We start from the raw sequence: 16,736 nt of genomic DNA, 5'->3' as shown, positions 1-16,736 counted from the left end.
CCACCAGCCAAAGACTCTCTGTTTCAATCAGCAAAGCTACTCTTCTGTTCTCTGTTTTTTTATAACTTTATCACCCGTCTTCCTTTCTGTCAACTAAAAAAATAAATGTTTGTAAGCATATAAGTTAAGCAATCAATTTTTTTCAGGTAAAATAAAGAGAAGAAAACAAAATAACAGCTGGTATTTTGTGAGCTGTTGAACGAATGGTTTCAAAGGGGGAAAGAGGATGAAAAAATTTAGTTTACTGGCAGCAGCAGCGGTTCTGATTTTGAGTTCATGCAGTACGGGTCAGCAAAGCAGTAGTAATTCTACTGAAGAGAAAAATGAAGCAGAACAGGTAATCAATGTGGCTTCCGGAGGTGAGCTGTCAACATTGGACAGTGCGCAGTATACAGATGTTTATAGCTCAGATATGATTGGTCAGGTGTCTGAAGGGCTGTACCGATTGAATAAAAACCAAGATCCGGAATTGGCAATGGCAGCAGCAGAGCCCACAGTCAGTGAGGATGGTCAGGTTTACACTTTTAAATTAAGAGAAGCAAAATGGTCAAATGGGGATCCTGTTGTGGCAGGTGATTTTGTGTTTGCTTTCAAAAATGTTGTTGACCCCGCTTACGGATCAAGCAGCAGCAATCAGATGGATATATTTAAAAACGGCAGGAAAATTCGTGAAGGAAAGGCTTCCTTGGATGATTTTGGTGTGAAGGCTTTAGATGATCAAACCTTAGAGCTGACATTGGAGTATCCAGCACCTTATCTAGCTCAAGCTTTGGTGGGTACACCTTTTATGCCGAAAAATGAAAAATTTGCCAACGATAAGGGGACAGCTTACGGTACTTCTTCTGATGATTTTGTAGGGAATGGTCCTTTTCTGATTTCCGGTTGGGATGGAACGACTGAGAGCTGGACATTATCTAAAAATCCTGATTATTGGGATCAAAAAAATGTAAAGCTAGATACTATCAACGTGCAGGTTGTAAAAGAAATTTCTACTGGAGCAAATCTTTTTGATAATGGGGATTTAGATTATACCGGGCTGGCTGATACGTATGCACTTCAATACAAGGATTCGCCACAAGCCTATTTTGTTCCTAAGGCATTAGTGGGTTATTTAAGCCCTAATCATAAACGTGAAGTAACTGGAAATGTTCATGCTCGTAAGGCAATTTTGCAGGCGATTGACAAAGAAGCATTTACGACCGATATTTTAGGAGATGGCTCGACAGCGCTAAACGGATTTGTTCCTAAGGATTTTGCGAAAAATCCTGAAACTGGAGAAGACTTCCGCAAAGAAAATGGTGATTTTTTAGCCTATGATTTAGAAGCAGCTAAAAAAGAATGGGCGCTGGCAAAGCAGGAGCTTGGAAAAGAAGAAATCGAACTAGAATTGTTATCTGCTGATTCTGCTATTGCCAAAAAGACGATTGAGTTTGTTCAAGGACAGCTGCAGCAAAATCTTTCTGGACTGAAAATTGTTCTTAAATCAGTTCCCCTGCAGAACCGACTTGATTTGCAGACGGATAGTAATTTTGATTTGGTTTTTGGTACATGGACGCCAGATTATGCTGATCCAATTAACTTTTTGGAATTTTACGACTCTAAAAGCGGCTTAAATACAGCTGGATATGATAATCCAAAATATGATGCTGGGTTGAACGATGCTCGAATTACTTTAGCCAATGAGCCGGAGAAGCGTTGGAAAGAACTGCTGGATTTAGAGAAAATTCTTATAGAGCAAGATACCGCAGTTTTACCGTTGTATCAGGGAGCGATTGGTTATTTAAAATCTGATCGATTAAAAGAGCTTCAGGTATTTTCATTTGGACGGACGATTTCTTACCGGACTGCTTATGTAGAAGAATAAGAGCAACGGAACACCATAAATAATTAATACATTTAAATACGATAATCACTGGATTTTCTGATTTCCAAGAAAATCCAGTGATTATTTTACCTATTAACAAAATAGCATGTGCATATACCAGAATGGTATGGGGACGAAAATGAAGATGATTGTGGAGAGCAATCATCGCCAAATGTTGTCCCATCAATGCAGCTTGACATAGAAAAATAAGCTGTCTGAAAGCAATTTCGGTTTTCAGACAGCTTATTTATTGTTCTATTTCTTAATGTTCTGAAATTTCGGTTGGCAACAGGATGGTTTCTCTTTTTCCATCATCAAATGCAAACACTCGATCTGGATAATCAGGAGAGTAGTTGTAGGCTAAATCTACAGCCATTTCTACATCACTGAACTCCTGAGAGAAACGCAGAGTAATTTTTCCGTTGTTGTTGACTAAATCAAAGGTCAGCATATTTGTTAACGGAATAACTCCTTTTAAATTCAAGTCTATAATCAGCCAGATACTGTCAATCAATTCTCCTGGAAGACTGGAAACAACACCAAAGGAAGCATAGCGGCTGCGGCTTCTGTCAAATGATTCAAACATAAGAATCCCTCCTCGTTTCACTTACTCTATAAATCCTGCTAAAAATTTCCCATTATGAATGCTGGCGCTGCTATACAGAAACACATGATAGAAAAATAAGCCCATAAAGAAAAAGCTGGATAGTTTCTAAATATCTGTATGGTTGTTTGAGTTAAATGACAACTTTTCCAACAACGATGTTTGTGCTAGAGACTGGATAAATGGAAATAAAACTATCTTACATTTTTAATAGGATTTACATAGTAGTATACAGCAAACAATAATAACTTTCCTTTTTTCTGTCTTGAACCAGAGAATTTTCTCTAAGATAAGAGATTAAGATTTTTCTTTTCTTGATTTTTTATAGACAAATAAGCTGAGAATCAGAAGGAATACTAGACCGATAATCAAGGAAAACTGAGCGCTTATTTCTCCAGTAGTTGGAAGCAAGCCGCTAGAAGCTTGTTTTTTCTGTTCTGATTCAATTTCTTTAACAGCAAGTTTCTCTGTGTTAATCGTCTGTTTCTCGTCATTTGAGTCAGTGTGTTCTGCGAACAGCTGCTCTTTTTTTGTGCTTTCTCCTGTATAGTAATATTCGAAACAAACATACTTAGCTGCTGGATTAAGTGTATTTGCAGGAATGTTGAACACGGCTTTATCCGTTCCAGAAGAAGCTTCGATCGTGACCACGTCTTTATTTTCAATGACGATTTTTGGCTCTTTTCCACTGACAATTTCTAGAAGCTGAGTAACTCGAGTGTAAGTGCCGGGAAGAAAGTTTTCATAGGTAATCCAATCCTCCAAATGATTGTCGACGGTTGCATCAATGGTTTTGCCCCCTTCGCTGGTGAGCAGTTCAGTACCTACAAGAGGTAATTCATTTGCATAGACTGTCTGGCTGGTGCTTTTTGGGTCCGTATGACTAGCAAAAAGATATTCTGCATCAGTATTTTTTTCAGTATAGTAATACTCAAAGCAGACATAACTGTCTCCTGGTAAAAATGTATCAGCTGGAATGATTAGTTCTGCTGTATCTTGACCGTTTGCTTCATCTATCTGAACCTCACTTACCTGCTCGTAAATAATTTGACTGGCATTTTGTGTATCATCAAGCTTAATCAGTTGAGTAACTCGAGTATACTCACCAGGGATGAAGTACTGATAGTCGATAAAATCGATAAGTATATTTTCTTTGCGGCTATCAATAAGCTTTTCACCATCGATGCTAGCCATCACAGTCCCTACAATCGGCAAGCTATTTGTATAAACTGTCTGATCTGCGTCTGTAGCGTCTGTGTGTTGTGCAAATAGATTCTTCTCCTCCATCTCTGAGCCTGTATAGTAATATTCAAAACAGACATACTTACTATTGGCTTTAAACGTATCAGCTGGAATGATTAAACGAGCTGAATCTATCCCGTCCGACTGAGAAATAAGAATAGAATCTGCCTGTTGGAAGACGACTTCGCCGGCTTCATTTTGTTCGTTAAGCTTAAGAAGCTTTGTTAGCCGGGTGTAAGGACCGGGGGGGAAGTTCTTATACTGAATCTGGTCTTCAAGGATTTGTTCCTTACGGCTGTCGATTTCTTTACCACCATCAATTGTGGCTAAAATAGTTCCTACGGATGGATTAGCCAAGACATTGATTTTCAAAGAAACAGTTGTCGGTACAGCACTGCCGCCAGTGGTTACCGACTGGGCGTTGTTTTTTACGTAAAAGTACTGGCTGCCGGAATAATACCCTTCTTTTGAGAAATGAATGGTTTCACTTTTAGAGACAGCACTTGGGGTGACCGTGACAGAGTTTCCATCATGACTGATGCTGAAAGATGGTGTACTGCTAAGTGTAAATCCGGCTAACAGGTTCTCATCATCTGTGATTGTTAATGATTCACCAACCTTTACAGTGTATTCTTTTTGGTGGATAGCTGGCTTTTTTTGGTAATTTGCAATGTTTTGATAGATTGTTTTTTTATAGTCAGCGTAATTACTCAGATTAAGGTCCTGCAGCTGATAGCCCATTGCTTCCCAAATAGCAAAGTTAGTCGCAACTTTGAACTCCACAGAGTCTGTTTCTTTTGCACCGAAGTTCACAATTAGATTAACTTCTTCTTTTTGCTCGGGAGTCATTCCAGCGAATTCTGTCTGCTGAGTAAATCCTGCTCCGGGCTGAAAAACGACCCCTGGTTCTACACAATAAGCTAATTTTCCATCAATATGATAGATTTCAAGATAGGAACCCCAGCCGTACCAAGAGCTGCCTTGAGATTCATGTGTTACATGCCACGTATAAGGGTACATCTCACTGGCAGTTCCGGAGGCTTTTCCGCCTTTTCTGGAAAAAGGGATATCAATAGTCTCGCCGAATTCAGTCGTCACTTGTAGGCCGAAACCAGGATCGGCGGCTGCATAGTCGCCGTAGCGCTGTTCAGCCAGTTCAATGATTTCCTGACGCGTTAGACCTTGAAGGTTAAAACCGTTTATTTCTGCTCTATTCTTCTGGATAACTTGAAGATGAGGCACTAGAGAATCAAGTGCGGGGAGTGCTGTTGAGGAGGGGGGATTAGCTGTTAGAGGAGTATCAAGAGAGAAATTTTCTTTTTCAATATAGGTATTCTCTTCTGTTTGCTGGACTTCTGATGGAGTGAGTGCTTGAGCAAGCACAGGGCTTTGGAACAGTGAGAAAAGCAGCGTGGAACAGACGGCTGCCTTTTTCAGCTGTGCCAACCACCCCTTTCTAAGGCTTGGGAATTTTGTCATTTATTTTCTCCTTTCAAGTTATAAGGTAATCAGTGCTTTGAAAAGTTTTTTTAGCATTGATTCATTTTACGAAGCGTGAAGGCAAGTTAAGTATGGTGATTAATCAGGAAAATTTAAACTGTTGCTTTCCTCCTTTCTATGAACTCTTAATTTGCCTTTCAAGAATAAATTCGTAAAAAAAACTGAAATGAATTAACTTAAAAATAAAAAAATCTGCGAGCCGCATGGCTCACAGATTGCTTAGGAGACTATTCTATTCTTCTTCACCGATAACTTCGGGTTCAGCCGGTGCTGCCGGTACTTCATCTTCCGCTGTTTCAGATTGTGCTTCAGTGACGCTGACAACCTGTTCTTCACCATCTGTGACAATCGTAAAGGCATCATTTTTAGGAAGGTCAGCCACAGTTAAGGCATCTCCGATGGCTAGCTTGCTAATATCAACTTCAACTTTTTCAGGTAGATTTTCTGGTGTTGCTGATACTAGGACAGTGTATAAGTTTTGAGTAAGTACACCACCAATTTTAACACCTTCCGCTTCTCCGACTAAAGAGATTTCAGCTTCTACTTCAGTTTCTTCTTTCATATTTACAGCCAGAAACTCAATGTGTTTGATTTGACCAGTGAAAGTATCCAGTTGCGTTTTATATATTAACGTATTGATTTTTTTCCCTTCAAGGGATAGCGCAATTACTGTGTTCGCAGCAGTGTCGCGTAAAATTTTGGCTAATTCTTTTCCGTCGACTGTAATAGGCGTACTTTCGATTTCATAGCCGTAAACAACTGCTGGGATTTTACCTGAGTGACGTAGCTCATTTCTAAGTGAACGGGGACGGACGGCTCTTTCTGTAACTTCTAATGATACTGACATAACCTAAATTCCTCCTTCAATAGTGAGTGAATTTAATTGGTTAAACAAAAATACAACATAAAAATTTCAAGGAAAACAGAAAGAGGATAATTACAACAGAATTATCCCCTGAAATATGACTATAATACTTTTCTCTTCCAGGTCATTACGCTGTTTTTGAGAAACCGCTGATTCACTTTACTCTTTAACCTTAACGTGCTTTTGACTTTAAGTCAAGGAAAGCGATATTTTCTGTTTGTAACTTAACCAATTTTATGTATAATTAATGATTATTGAATGAGTAGATTGAGGAAAATACGATGCGTTTAGATAAGCTGTTGGAGAGAGAAAAGATAGGTTCGAAAAAGGCTGTTAAACGACTGCTTCTAAGGAAGGCAGTGACAGTAGATGGAAAGCCGGCAGAAAGTGAAGGGATGAATGTTGATCCGGTCATTCAGGAGATAAAAATTTTTGAGAAGACATTGAAAACAACTGGTCATTCTTACTTTATGATGAACAAGCCGAAGGGGGCTGTGACAGCGGTTAAGGACGCTAAGCATACTACCGTACTGGACCTTCTGGCAGATAGGGACAAAAATGAAAAACTCTATCCAGTGGGAAGACTGGATAGAGACACCGAAGGACTACTTTTGATTACGGATAATGGGCCACTAGGTTATCAGCTGATTCATCCCAGTAAAAAAGTTGTTAAACGTTACGAGGTAATAGTAAACGAACCTCTAAGCATAGAAGACTGCCGCCAATTTGCGGAAGGTATCACTTTTACTGGTGGACAACAATGTCAGCCTGCGGAACTGCATATTCTTTCCAGTTCCTCTAAGCAAAGCCTGGCATATCTTGATATTCAGGAGGGCAAGTTTCATCAAGTTAAAAAAATGTTTTTGTCTGTTGGCAAAAAGGTGATCTATCTGAAACGTCTAAGTATGGGGAGCTTATTTTTAGATTCGAAGCTGAAACCAGGTGAGTATCGGCGATTAGAGCCTGAAGAATTGAAGCTGCTAATGTTATACTTCAAGAAATAACTATAGAAATGAGTGGGGAAATGAATTATAAGACATTGCTTTTTGATGTAGATGATACTTTATTGGATTTTAAAGCTGCTGAAAAGAAGGCTTTATACACATTGTTTTCAGAGGAAAAACTAGTTTTGACTAACGAAATTCGACAGAAATATGATCGGATTAACCGTCAACTATGGGAGGATTTTGAACGGGGCAAAGTAAAAAAAGAAACGATTAGTGAAACCCGTTTTGGTTTACTATTTGAAGAGTTGGGAAGAAAAGCTGACGGGAAAGAACTAGGCGCCCGCTATATGAATCATTTAAGTAACGGTCATGATTTATTGGGAGACAGCAAGCAGATACTGGAACAGCTGCATGCAGATTATGACTTATATGTAGTAACAAACGGCATTGCTTCAACTCAGTATAAAAGGTTGACGGATTCAAAGCTGCTGCCTCTTTTTAAAGATATTTTTGTTTCGGAAGAGGTAGGCTATCAGAAACCAATGAAGGAATATTTTGATTATGTCTTTGAGCGTATCCCAAATTTTGAGCAGGAAAAGACCATGATTATCGGAGACTCTTTGAATTCAGATATCGCCGGGGGAAATCAGGCCAATATTGAAACAGTTTGGCTAAACCCTGCAAAAGTAACTAAACAAACTGAAACAAAAATTCAGCCGTCTTATGAAATCAGCCGGCTGGATGAGCTGTTCACCATATTAGGCTGAGAAATGAAGCAGTAAATAGCTCTTTTACCGTTATAAACATAACGGTAAAAGGGCTATTTACTTATTTCTTATAGGTCAAGACTTAAGCGCACCATATCTTTAAGCTGTAGGTTGTTTTCTATGATAGGTTTATCATAATGACGTATAAAGAAATCTTTATCAATTCCTGTCATACGGAATCCGCATTTTTGATATAAGTAGAGCTGATTCAAGCTAGTGCTTCCAGTTCCGATTTCTATTGTTTTATAGCCGTGCTTTTTAGCAGTTGTAAAAGCATGGGTAATCAACTGCTGTGCATAGCCCTGTTTTCGATATAGTTCATTAACTGCAAGATTGACAATTTCAAGTGTGTCTGGTCTTGTTGGCAGTAAAACGATGATGCCGATAAGACAATCCGCATCAGAAATAGTATAGACCTGCCCCCGCTTTGTATAATCATCAACTAGTTTTTTTGAAGGATCAGCTTCCAAAAGCAACTGGTAGTGCTGTTTAGTCAACTCTTTAGTTAAGTGGATAATCATAGTTTTTTCCTCCTGAAAATAATTAAATTCCTTAACAAGTATGAATTCTGATGATTGCACAGGATATTTGTGTGCCGATTTTTCCTCTAAAAGTTCTTGGGTAATAAGGAAATGCTTGCTTATCGCAATCATTCTTATTTTCGTACGCCTACCATTCTACTAGAGGTTCCTGCACAAGTAGAACTGGCAGCTAGCTCATAGTAAGGAAATGCTTGCTTATCGCAATCATTCTTATTTTCGTACGCCTACCATTCTACTAAAGGTTCCTGCACAAGTAGAACTGGCAGCTAAAAATTCTTCATGCATAGAGACTTTAACGTTATTTACGTAATTGATTCTAAAAAAAATGAATTTTCAGTAGCATTCTTCTGTCTTTTTATTATAATAGAAAGGAGTGATAATGGCTATTTGCTGAATAAAGAAAGAGGTTTAACTGCATGAAAAACAAGCAACCGATAATCATTGGGGTTACAGGTGGATCCGGCAGCGGAAAAACGAGTGTTAGCCGGGCGATTTTTAACCATTTTCCGAATCATTCAATTATGATGCTGGAACAAGATTCTTACTATAAAGACCAAAGTAATTTGAGTTTTGAGGAAAGATTAACTACAAACTATGACCATCCCTTTGCTTTTGACACAGATTTACTGATTGATCATTTAAAACAATTACTGAGCTATGAAAAAATTGAAAAACCAGTATACGATTATGTAGCGCATACCAGAAGTTCTGATATTATTATTCAGGAACCAAAGGAAGTAATTATTCTTGAAGGAATTTTGATTCTGGAAGATCCAAGACTTCGCGAGCTGATGGATATCAAACTGTATGTTGATACAGATGATGATATTCGAATTATTCGCCGTATCAAAAGAGATATGGAAGAGCGGGGACGGACACTGGATTCAGTGATCGAACAGTATTTGACAGTGGTTAAGCCTATGTACCATCAATTTATTGAACCAACAAAGCGTTACGCGGATGTTATTGTGCCCGAAGGCGGAGAAAATCATGTAGCGATAGATTTGATTACAACAAAAGTTAAAAGTATCCTCGGCTGATTTTAAGTTGAATTGCCAGGAAGAATATGAAAAACCGAAAGCTACTAGAAGGCTTTCGGTTTTTTACTGTATATATTTTTTTCTAACTATGCGCTTCTGTATGCAGCTGATGAATAACTGCTAGAGACTTAAGAAATTCTTTTTTTAAAACAGACCATTTCTCATATTTTTGCATGGAAAAAATATAATCATCTAATCGGTCATCTTTTACGATGCTAAAAGAAAAGTGTTTATCATGAATACAGACAAAATCGAATTTGAAAGTTTCGGTTTCACTGTCGTATCTATAATGACATTCCTTAATATAATCCAGTGCCTTGGCCTTTTTTGAAAGAATGGCACATCTTTCTAGTAAATAAGTGAGCTCAGAATTGTTAAATGGTCGATTAGGTGAAACTTTAACCGAATAAATATTCATCTAGTACTCCTTCTATTGAATTTGGTAATTCCAACATATTTCATCCCTTGAGTAAATTCAGATAGTTTCCATTAAATAAAATCAATCGATAACCTTGTTTGGGCTTCCACAAAACGGGCTTATTTACGTTAGCTAATTCAAAAAGCCAACTGTATTTCTGTACGTTGGCTAGCTCATTAATCTTCAGTGGAAATGAATGTGGATTTTTCTGCTGTTCAGCGTAAGAGCTTTGGTTGAGTTAAATGGACAAGCTAACCCAAGAAAAGAATTCTAAACGGTTGAAGCAGTGTCTGTTCTTAGTTTCGTATATAAAATCCTTAATGGGAATCACAAGAGAAAAAATAACTAGTACTACAAATATTATCTTATCATATGTAATAACAATATTCTAATAATCTGATGAATCATCTTGAAAAAACCAAAAATACGTTAAAATAATCAGAAAGATTTTTATTTTAAGAAATAAACAGGTTTTTTTGATAAATTGTCGTATATTCTGCTATCGATTATCAATTTTTTGCATTTTTTTGGAAATTCTTGAAAAACATTTCTGTACGAATCATGTTATAATTTGTAAAAAAGGTTTTTCTTGGAAAGAGGGAGATAAGAAAGATGATTCGAAGGGGAGAAATATTTTACGCAAATCTTTCACCAGTAGTGGGTTCTGAACAGGGAGGAATTCGCCCTGTTTTAATTATTCAAAATAATAAAGGAAATTTGTTCAGCCCAACACTGATTGTAGCACCCATTACTAGAAATATTAGAAAAAAGATGCAGCCAACCCAGGTCAAGGTTAACATTCCACACGAGGAAGAGATGACCCCTTCTCTGATTTTGCTGGAGCAGATTCGAACGCTGGATAAAGGGCGGATTCTGCAGAAAATTTGTAAACTTCATGAAGGTGATATGGAAAAAGTAAATCAGGCGCTGAAAGTAAGCATTGGCATCCGATAGACCATTTTGGTAGATACATAGAAAACGATTGAATGACTAAGGACATGTCTGAAAACTACGGTGAAACCCGAAAGTTTTAGATGTTTACCTTTTATTTGTAATCAAATTTGAAACAAGATTTATTCGATTTTAGGGCAGAAGGCATACTATTGTCTCAGCCCTTATTTTTATTTAGTCAAGATTTGAGTTTTCTTTATTTTCAGTGTAGTGTAAACATAATAATAAAGGAGGCGGCAGCATGAAACAGATTCGTTATGGTATTTTGAGTACAGCACAAATCGTACCAAGGTTTGTACAGGGAATTAGGGAAAGTGCAGCTGGAGAGGCTGTTGCGATTGCAGCAAGAGAGCTCAGCAGAGCTCAGCAACTGGCTGAGAAACTGCAGATACCGAAAGCTTACGGCAGCTATGAAGCGCTATGTCAGGATGAAGAAGTCGATATTGTTTATATTGCAACCTATAATAAAGGGCATTATGCTGCAGCTAAACTAGCGCTGGAAAATAAAAAAAATGTGCTATTGGAGAAACCTTTCACATTAACCTTAGCTGAGGCAGAGGAACTGTTCTTGCTGGCAAAGCAGCAGAACTGTTTTTTGATGGAGGCACAAAAAGCAGTATTTTTACCGGTGACAGCAATGGTAAGAGACATTATTCAGCAAGAAAAAATAGGCAAAATCAAGTATATACGTTCAGTCACTGCCTATCCTAATATCGACCATCTGCCTTGGTTCCATTCTCTGGAAGCGGGTGGAGGAGCCCTTCATGGTTCCGGCAGTTATCCGTTAGAATACATACAGTATGTACTAAATGCGACGCCTGAAAGCTATTCAGGACAAGCTTCTATAGTACCTGGGAAAACAGATGACCGTTTCGAGCTAGCCGTAACCTTTCCCAACCAGATACTAGCTAGTATTTTTATTACAGTGGAATTGGATTTACCTAATGAACTGGTCATCTATGGTGAAAAGGGACGTATTGAGATTCCGAATTTCTGGAAATCTGCCGAAGGAGTAGTTCGGTATGAGGATGGCTCAGAGGAATACTTAACAAGTGAATTTGACAGCGAGTTCTCCTTTGAAGTTGACCATGTGAATGAGTGTCTTGAAAAAGGGCTGAAAGAAAGCCCGATAATGACTGAAAAAATAACAAAAGAAACAGTTAGTCTTGTAGAAAGTATGTATAGACAATGGTTTAAAGACGGAGATTTAGACGAAGAAAAGTTGAAATAAAAAATAAATTATGTTAGACTTTAGGACATGCGACGAGTTGACTTAACCAGACAATCTTGATTGTTCCGATTTATCGGCTGGTGGTTAGTTGAAACAGAGGCACGGATGTTCACTCATCACTACCGGATTGTAGGTGTCGGATGGAATTTTTGTGGAGAAAATCCATCTATCTGTATGTTAATATGGGTACTGTAGAAAAAAAGAAGATATTTTATCTTCTTTTTTTTGTACTTAAAATAAGGGCACCTAACCAGAAATGGAGGTAAGTGCAACCTTTTACAATCCGATATTTTTTTAAGGGATTGCACTTAATTATATGAAAAAAGACTTGACTGTACAGCGTTTTCAAAATGAATACGAAGGATTTAAGTGGAAAGCAGGTCTGGTTTCTTTTGCCGTTACAAAAAACATTTGGATAAAGTTGCACTTACAAAAGTGCAACTTTTTTGTGTTGTTCCCTAAAGGAAATCAAGCTATAGTTGCAGATGTAAGGAGAAGGAATGAAGGTGAGTAAGGAATGTCACTGCACTTATCAAAACGAGAAATCAATATTTTACTAATGCTTTTGGACTTGGAAGACAGTATTACAACAAAGGAGCTAGCTGAAGCTTTCAATGTGAGTGTTCGCACAATCAAGTATGATTTAGACAATGTCCGTGAATGGTTTCAGGAAAGAAGCATTAGTCTTCAGTCACGAAGAAACAAAGGAATTTGGCTGGAGCTTCCTGATTCAGAACGACTGACATTAAAAAATGAGGTTTTAGAGGTTGATCGGTTTGAAACCTATCCGGATCAAGAGCTGCGAATGAATCACTTAATCTTTCGCATGGTTCTGACGAAAGATTATCTAACATCGCAAGAGCTGGCAGACGAACTTCAAGTTAGTCGAAATACAGTTCTAAAGGATTTAGATCGTTTGGAAGAATTCATTGAAGGTTATGACTTGGAGCTTGAGCGGCAGAGCCGTCTAGGTTTTTCTATTCAGGGAGAAGAGAATAAGGTTCGGCTGTTAATGGAATACATCAGTCAAAAAGAAATTACTGAATATGATATCTATCAAATTATGAGCCGCTTTGTTCAGTCAGGTAATCAAAAACGATTGATTGATGTCCGTATAGGAGCAAATACAATTTTCCAGGAAATCTATCAGGTGGCGCTGAATGAGATGACCAAACTGTTGGATCCATCTTTGTTCGATCAGTTCAACTATGCTGAGATCCTTTCAATTACCCTAAGAGTAGCAATTGCTGCATCAAGAATGCAGCTGAATCATACAATGAATGGGTACAAAATACTGGCGAATCAGGAAGAGCTGAAGGACAAGCAGGAACTGCCGTTTTTACTGATGAGTAATGTGTTCGAGCATTACGAGCTGCCTCTGCTGGCTGATGAATATCTCTATATCTATAGCGATGTATTTATAGCGGGAAATCATCAGGATGTAGCACAGCTGACTGAAAAGTTAATCAAGGATGTTTCTGAAGAAATTAATTTTCCGTTTTATAGGGATAGGCAGCTATTCACTAATTTATTTGCCCATCTATCCTTGCGTCTGACAAAAAAACATTTGTTCATCAATGAATACAATCCCTTTGTCGATGATATTAAGGCGAAGTATCCACAGTTGTTTACAGCAATAACACATGCCAGCAGCAGGGATATTAAAAATACGGCGCTTTTCATTAACGATTCATTTATTGCGTATATTGCGTTGCACTTTCTTGTAGCATATGAGAAAACTCAGCATGAGATTAATGTTGTAAGAATCGTTTATGTGTGTTCAACCGGCTTGGGAGTGACCAGTCTGATTGAGCAGAAAATATTGGAGGAGGTATCCAATGTTGAAATTGCTGGTTTTGCTTCTGTATTAAATGCAGCAGAAATCATCGAAGAAAAAAATCCTGATTTGGTTTTAAGTATTTTTCCCATTGAGGTTGCTAACCGGCCGTTTATCAAGGTCAATCCGTTGCCTTCAGAAGGTGATATACAGCAAATTCAGGAAGAGGTCAATAAGATTCTGACCAGTGTTCGAGAAGGGAGTATTCCTAGACTGATTCCAAGGCAGCCCTTAAAAGAAAATAGGGGGCTGGAAGCAGAAAGCCGGGATATTCTGATGCGGGCGTACATCATCTATGAAGAGTTGCTGAAAGCTTTTAACGAAAAGCTGAATGAAGAATATAAAGAAGCTTTTCTACTTCACGTGATGTTGATGGTCCATCGAATCATTTTTGATGGTCAATATGAAAATGAAGGGAACATCGTAAAAGAAACCCTGATGGCTCAACAGCAATTAGTCGAGCAAATTGAGCAGATATTCGCTAAAAGTAACCTAACAGTTAATCAGGCGGAAATCACAGCTTTATTGAATTACATCAGAGAGGAGTGAAGAGATGAAATTAACAGACGATGCAGAAAAAATTGTGAATGAATCTGAGTATAAACAGGAGCTGGAAGAGTCAATAAGAAAAACAGAAGAATTATTGGAAGCAGCTTCAGTTGTTCCAACTGAACTACAGTGGACGATTTTGATTAATCATGTAAATGAGATGATTAAACGTTCAAAAGCAAATGAAAAAATGACTGGTGTTGACCCGGCAATGTTTGAAGAGGTGTCGAAAGAAGCTCTGTCAATTGCCGGAGCACTTGTTGAACATATCGGTAATTTACCAGTGGATGAAATGTATGTTTTATCTATACACTTTGAAGCTGCTAAACAAAATATAGCTGAATAAAAATAATTTAAATTTGGGAGGAATAAACATGATAACAGTAGTAATCGCAGATCGCTTAGGTAAAGGTCAAAATGTCGCAAAGGGTGTTGAAGCAGCAGGCGGACGTGCAGTTGTTGTTCCAGGAATGGGCGCTGATATGCGTTTAGGCGATATTATGCAGCAGGAAAATGCCGACATGGGCATCTCATTTTGTGGAAGCGGTGGTGCAGGGGCCTTAACCGCTGCCAATAAATACGGCTACCCGGAACGTCACGGCATGCGCTCAATCGAAGAGGGGATCACCGCTATTAATGATGGTAAAACTGTACTGGGCTTTGGATTTATGGACCAGGAAGAGCTTGGGAAGCGTTTGACAGAAGCTTTTGTCAAAAAACATGGTGAATAATCATTGTTAAAAAAGCGATTCTGTTTTTTTGAAAATAGGTCAAGAGTTAGAAGTTATAAGCAAGATTAATCAGCAAACGATAAAAGAAGACAACAGCCATAAAGAGAAACAGGGCTGTTGTAGACAAAAATTAATAGGAGAACCATCATTCTAGCAGGATGTACCTGCGTAGAGATGCTGGCTAACGGACCACCAAAGAAGACAACAGCAGAAAAGAGAAACGGGGCTGTTGTAGACAAAAATTAATAGGAGGACCATCATTCTAGCAGGATGTACCTGCGTAGAGATGCTGGCTACCGGACCACCAAAGAAGACAACAGCCATAAAGAGAAGCAGGGCTGTTGTGGACAAAAATTAATAGGAGGAAGAACAGTGAGCGCAACGGAAAAAACTACTCAAATCGTGAAGGTCTCAGGTAAAGGGGAGAATAAAGCGGCAGCATTTGCCAGTGCTTTAAGTGATGTATCGAAAAAAATCTTAAAAGAGTCAACAGATGTCTTGGTACGAATTGAGCCCATTGATATTGATATCCTTTCTGCGGTAGAGAAGAATTATACAGAACGCTTTCTGTTCTTCTTCTTTCCAAGAAAACGAACAAGTTATGAAGTGGAGTTAAATGTGGAAGTGGAAATCAGCAAAATAGCTATGGCGGATGTTCCCTTCCAAATAGTTGATGGAACAGATCCTAATGGGGTGGCTGTACCGTTTACAACGAAGAAAATTTAAAAGAGGGTAAGGAGGAAAAAGCAAGTGGACTTAATAGTTATTCTATTTAAATCAGTTATTATTGGCGGACTACTTGGCTTTGCAGCAGGTGCTGGAGCAGCAAGAATGTTCCATGCGCCGCAAACACAGGGGTTAGGAGCGTTTAGAACATTAGGAGAGATGAATGCCGCAGAGGGAGACCCAGCTTCTCATTTTTCATTTGGTTTGGGATTTTTCTTCAATGCATGGGCTTCAGCAGTTGGCGCTGGAGCGTTCACACAGGATGTGACGCACCGAATCGTACCAAACTGGGCAGCAGCAGCATTGCTAATTAAAAATAAAGATGTGACACAAACTGTTCATGATCCCAAGAAAATGGGGATTGCTGGAGCTATTGCTGGAATCATCACCGTTGCTTTTCTGAACAGCACAGCAGCGGCAATTCCGGAATCACTGCAGGTTACAGCAGTAGCTGTACTTGTTCCGGCAGCAACTATTTTGATTAATACAGTTATGCCGGTGTTGTTCTGGCTGGCGGCTTTGGATGCTGGCAAGCGCACAGGCTTTTGGGGTACATTATTTGGCGGACTGTCTCAATTAGTAATGAGCAATGCAGTTCCAGGTGTTGTTTTGGGGATTCTAATCGGTAAAGGCGTTGATGAACTAGGTTGGACTCGTATGACTAAAGGAATGATGGCAGCGATTATTTTACTCTTTGTATTCAGTGGCTTCTTCCGTGGTTTTGACCTGCAGATGATTGAAAGCTTCAGACTGGACATTCCAAACTGGTTAAATGATCTGCATAATGTATTCACTGTGAAATAATTAGATATCCGTATAAATCATGTGAAAGTTTTTGTTATATGAGAAGTTGTCACTTCTGTGTATGATGGACGTTTAACAGTCAGTTTCACTAGCTTTAAAATGAAACGGTACGGCAGAT

General features: G+C 38.6%; 17 protein-coding genes and 1 other annotated feature (1 of these 18 only partly in view). Of the genes, 12 read left to right on the top strand and 5 right to left on the bottom strand.

Features of this window, described 5'->3' with window-relative positions; all coding sequences use genetic code 11:
• Positions 1–61 (bottom strand) — a binding site (T-box leader) (it extends 167 nt beyond the left edge of the window).
• A gap of 165 nt (positions 62–226) precedes the next feature.
• Positions 227–1,864, top strand: coding sequence for a peptide ABC transporter substrate-binding protein (locus tag ACPWSO_RS02005; protein WP_426081103.1), 1,638 nt, complete (start codon positions 227–229; stop codon positions 1,862–1,864).
• A gap of 262 nt (positions 1,865–2,126) precedes the next feature.
• Here the strand turns inward: ACPWSO_RS02005 and ACPWSO_RS02000 are convergent, their stop codons facing one another.
• From ACPWSO_RS02000 to ACPWSO_RS01990, 3 genes are all read right to left on the bottom strand, one after another.
• Positions 2,127–2,450: a DUF960 domain-containing protein gene (locus tag ACPWSO_RS02000; protein WP_426081102.1), complete on the bottom strand. Its 324-nt coding sequence runs from the start codon at positions 2,448–2,450 to the stop codon at positions 2,127–2,129.
• Positions 2,451–2,765: 315 nt separating this feature from the next.
• Entirely contained in the window at positions 2,766–5,189 is a 2,424-nt protein-coding gene (locus ACPWSO_RS01995; RefSeq protein WP_426081100.1) for a VaFE repeat-containing surface-anchored protein, read from the bottom strand.
• 253 nt (positions 5,190–5,442) lie between these two features.
• Entirely contained in the window at positions 5,443–6,057 is a 615-nt protein-coding gene (locus tag ACPWSO_RS01990) for a 50S ribosomal protein L25/general stress protein Ctc (RefSeq protein ID WP_426081099.1), read from the bottom strand.
• Positions 6,058–6,356: 299 nt separating this feature from the next.
• Between ACPWSO_RS01990 and ACPWSO_RS01985 the strand changes: the two genes are divergently transcribed.
• A complete protein-coding gene (locus ACPWSO_RS01985; protein ID WP_426081098.1) occupies positions 6,357–7,079 on the top strand; it encodes a 16S rRNA pseudouridine(516) synthase in 723 nt (240 codons plus the stop codon).
• Between the two features lie 20 nt (positions 7,080–7,099).
• Positions 7,100–7,789, top strand: a complete 690-nt coding sequence (locus ACPWSO_RS01980; RefSeq protein ID WP_426081097.1) for a YjjG family noncanonical pyrimidine nucleotidase — start codon at positions 7,100–7,102, stop codon at positions 7,787–7,789.
• A gap of 68 nt (positions 7,790–7,857) precedes the next feature.
• Here the strand turns inward: ACPWSO_RS01980 and ACPWSO_RS01975 are convergent, their stop codons facing one another.
• Entirely contained in the window at positions 7,858–8,310 is a 453-nt protein-coding gene (locus ACPWSO_RS01975; RefSeq protein WP_426081096.1) for a GNAT family N-acetyltransferase, read from the bottom strand.
• Between the two features lie 437 nt (positions 8,311–8,747).
• On the opposite strand from ACPWSO_RS01975, the gene udk reads away from it, so the two are divergent.
• The gene (gene udk, locus ACPWSO_RS01970; protein ID WP_426081095.1) at positions 8,748–9,371 is read left to right on the top strand and encodes a uridine kinase; all 624 of its coding nucleotides are present in this window, start codon (positions 8,748–8,750) and stop codon (positions 9,369–9,371) included.
• Between the two features lie 82 nt (positions 9,372–9,453).
• Here udk and ACPWSO_RS01965 read toward each other — a convergent pair whose 3' ends face one another.
• Positions 9,454–9,789: a hypothetical protein gene (locus ACPWSO_RS01965; protein ID WP_426081094.1), complete on the bottom strand. Its 336-nt coding sequence runs from the start codon at positions 9,787–9,789 to the stop codon at positions 9,454–9,456.
• A 612-nt stretch (positions 9,790–10,401) separates the two neighbouring features.
• Here ACPWSO_RS01965 and ACPWSO_RS01960 point away from each other — a divergent pair.
• From ACPWSO_RS01960 to ACPWSO_RS01925, 8 genes are all read left to right on the top strand, one after another.
• Positions 10,402–10,743 carry a type II toxin-antitoxin system PemK/MazF family toxin gene (locus ACPWSO_RS01960; protein ID WP_426081093.1) on the top strand — a complete coding sequence of 114 codons (342 nt, stop codon included), beginning with the start codon at positions 10,402–10,404 and terminating at the stop codon, positions 10,741–10,743.
• A gap of 238 nt (positions 10,744–10,981) precedes the next feature.
• Entirely contained in the window at positions 10,982–11,971 is a 990-nt protein-coding gene (locus ACPWSO_RS01955; RefSeq protein WP_426081091.1) for a Gfo/Idh/MocA family protein, read from the top strand.
• A 316-nt stretch (positions 11,972–12,287) separates the two neighbouring features.
• Complete coding sequence (locus tag ACPWSO_RS01950) at positions 12,288–12,485, top strand: hypothetical protein (RefSeq protein ID WP_426081090.1); 198 nt, start codon at positions 12,288–12,290, stop codon at positions 12,483–12,485.
• A 3-nt stretch (positions 12,486–12,488) separates the two neighbouring features.
• Positions 12,489–14,357, top strand: coding sequence for a BglG family transcription antiterminator (locus ACPWSO_RS01945; RefSeq protein ID WP_426081089.1), 1,869 nt, complete (start codon positions 12,489–12,491; stop codon positions 14,355–14,357).
• A 4-nt stretch (positions 14,358–14,361) separates the two neighbouring features.
• A complete protein-coding gene (locus tag ACPWSO_RS01940; RefSeq protein ID WP_426081088.1) occupies positions 14,362–14,703 on the top strand; it encodes a PRD domain-containing protein in 342 nt (113 codons plus the stop codon).
• A 28-nt stretch (positions 14,704–14,731) separates the two neighbouring features.
• Positions 14,732–15,088, top strand: coding sequence for a glycine-rich SFCGS family protein (locus ACPWSO_RS01935; RefSeq protein WP_426081087.1), 357 nt, complete (start codon positions 14,732–14,734; stop codon positions 15,086–15,088).
• A 372-nt stretch (positions 15,089–15,460) separates the two neighbouring features.
• The gene (locus tag ACPWSO_RS01930; RefSeq protein ID WP_426081086.1) at positions 15,461–15,814 is read left to right on the top strand and encodes a DUF4312 family protein; all 354 of its coding nucleotides are present in this window, start codon (positions 15,461–15,463) and stop codon (positions 15,812–15,814) included.
• 24 nt (positions 15,815–15,838) lie between these two features.
• On the top strand, positions 15,839–16,618 hold the full coding sequence (locus ACPWSO_RS01925) for a DUF4311 domain-containing protein (RefSeq protein WP_426081085.1): 780 nt from the start codon (positions 15,839–15,841) through the stop codon (positions 16,616–16,618).
• The last annotated feature ends 118 nt before the right edge of the window (positions 16,619–16,736 follow it).

Source organism: Enterococcus sp. LJL51 (assembly GCF_049894025.1).
GTDB lineage: Bacteria > Bacillota > Bacilli > Lactobacillales > Enterococcaceae > Enterococcus_L.
The sequence above is the reverse complement of the archived record's forward strand: the minus strand, read 5'-3'. Positions and strand labels throughout refer to the sequence as shown.

Bases quoted from the DNA above. Each gene is read 5' to 3' on its own strand.
- ACPWSO_RS01935 (WP_426081087.1), top strand. From the start codon at position 14,732: ATGATAACAGTAGTAATCGCAGATCGCTTAGGTAAAGGTCAAAATGTC.
- ACPWSO_RS01985 (WP_426081098.1), top strand. From the start codon at position 6,357: ATGCGTTTAGATAAGCTGTTGGAGAGAGAAAAGATAGGTTCGAAAAAG.
- ACPWSO_RS01955 (WP_426081091.1), top strand. From the start codon at position 10,982: ATGAAACAGATTCGTTATGGTATTTTGAGTACAGCACAAATCGTACCA.
- ACPWSO_RS01960 (WP_426081093.1), top strand. From the start codon at position 10,402: ATGATTCGAAGGGGAGAAATATTTTACGCAAATCTTTCACCAGTAGTG.
- ACPWSO_RS01995 (WP_426081100.1), bottom strand. From the start codon at position 5,189: ATGACAAAATTCCCAAGCCTTAGAAAGGGGTGGTTGGCACAGCTGAAA.
- ACPWSO_RS01950 (WP_426081090.1), top strand. From the start codon at position 12,288: ATGAAAAAAGACTTGACTGTACAGCGTTTTCAAAATGAATACGAAGGA.
- ACPWSO_RS02000 (WP_426081102.1), bottom strand. From the start codon at position 2,450: ATGTTTGAATCATTTGACAGAAGCCGCAGCCGCTATGCTTCCTTTGGT.
- ACPWSO_RS01990 (WP_426081099.1), bottom strand. From the start codon at position 6,057: ATGTCAGTATCATTAGAAGTTACAGAAAGAGCCGTCCGTCCCCGTTCA.
- ACPWSO_RS01980 (WP_426081097.1), top strand. From the start codon at position 7,100: ATGAATTATAAGACATTGCTTTTTGATGTAGATGATACTTTATTGGAT.
- ACPWSO_RS02005 (WP_426081103.1), top strand. From the start codon at position 227: ATGAAAAAATTTAGTTTACTGGCAGCAGCAGCGGTTCTGATTTTGAGT.
- udk (WP_426081095.1), top strand. From the start codon at position 8,748: ATGAAAAACAAGCAACCGATAATCATTGGGGTTACAGGTGGATCCGGC.
- ACPWSO_RS01945 (WP_426081089.1), top strand. From the start codon at position 12,489: ATGTCACTGCACTTATCAAAACGAGAAATCAATATTTTACTAATGCTT.
- ACPWSO_RS01975 (WP_426081096.1), bottom strand. From the start codon at position 8,310: ATGATTATCCACTTAACTAAAGAGTTGACTAAACAGCACTACCAGTTG.
- ACPWSO_RS01965 (WP_426081094.1), bottom strand. From the start codon at position 9,789: ATGAATATTTATTCGGTTAAAGTTTCACCTAATCGACCATTTAACAAT.
- ACPWSO_RS01940 (WP_426081088.1), top strand. From the start codon at position 14,362: ATGAAATTAACAGACGATGCAGAAAAAATTGTGAATGAATCTGAGTAT.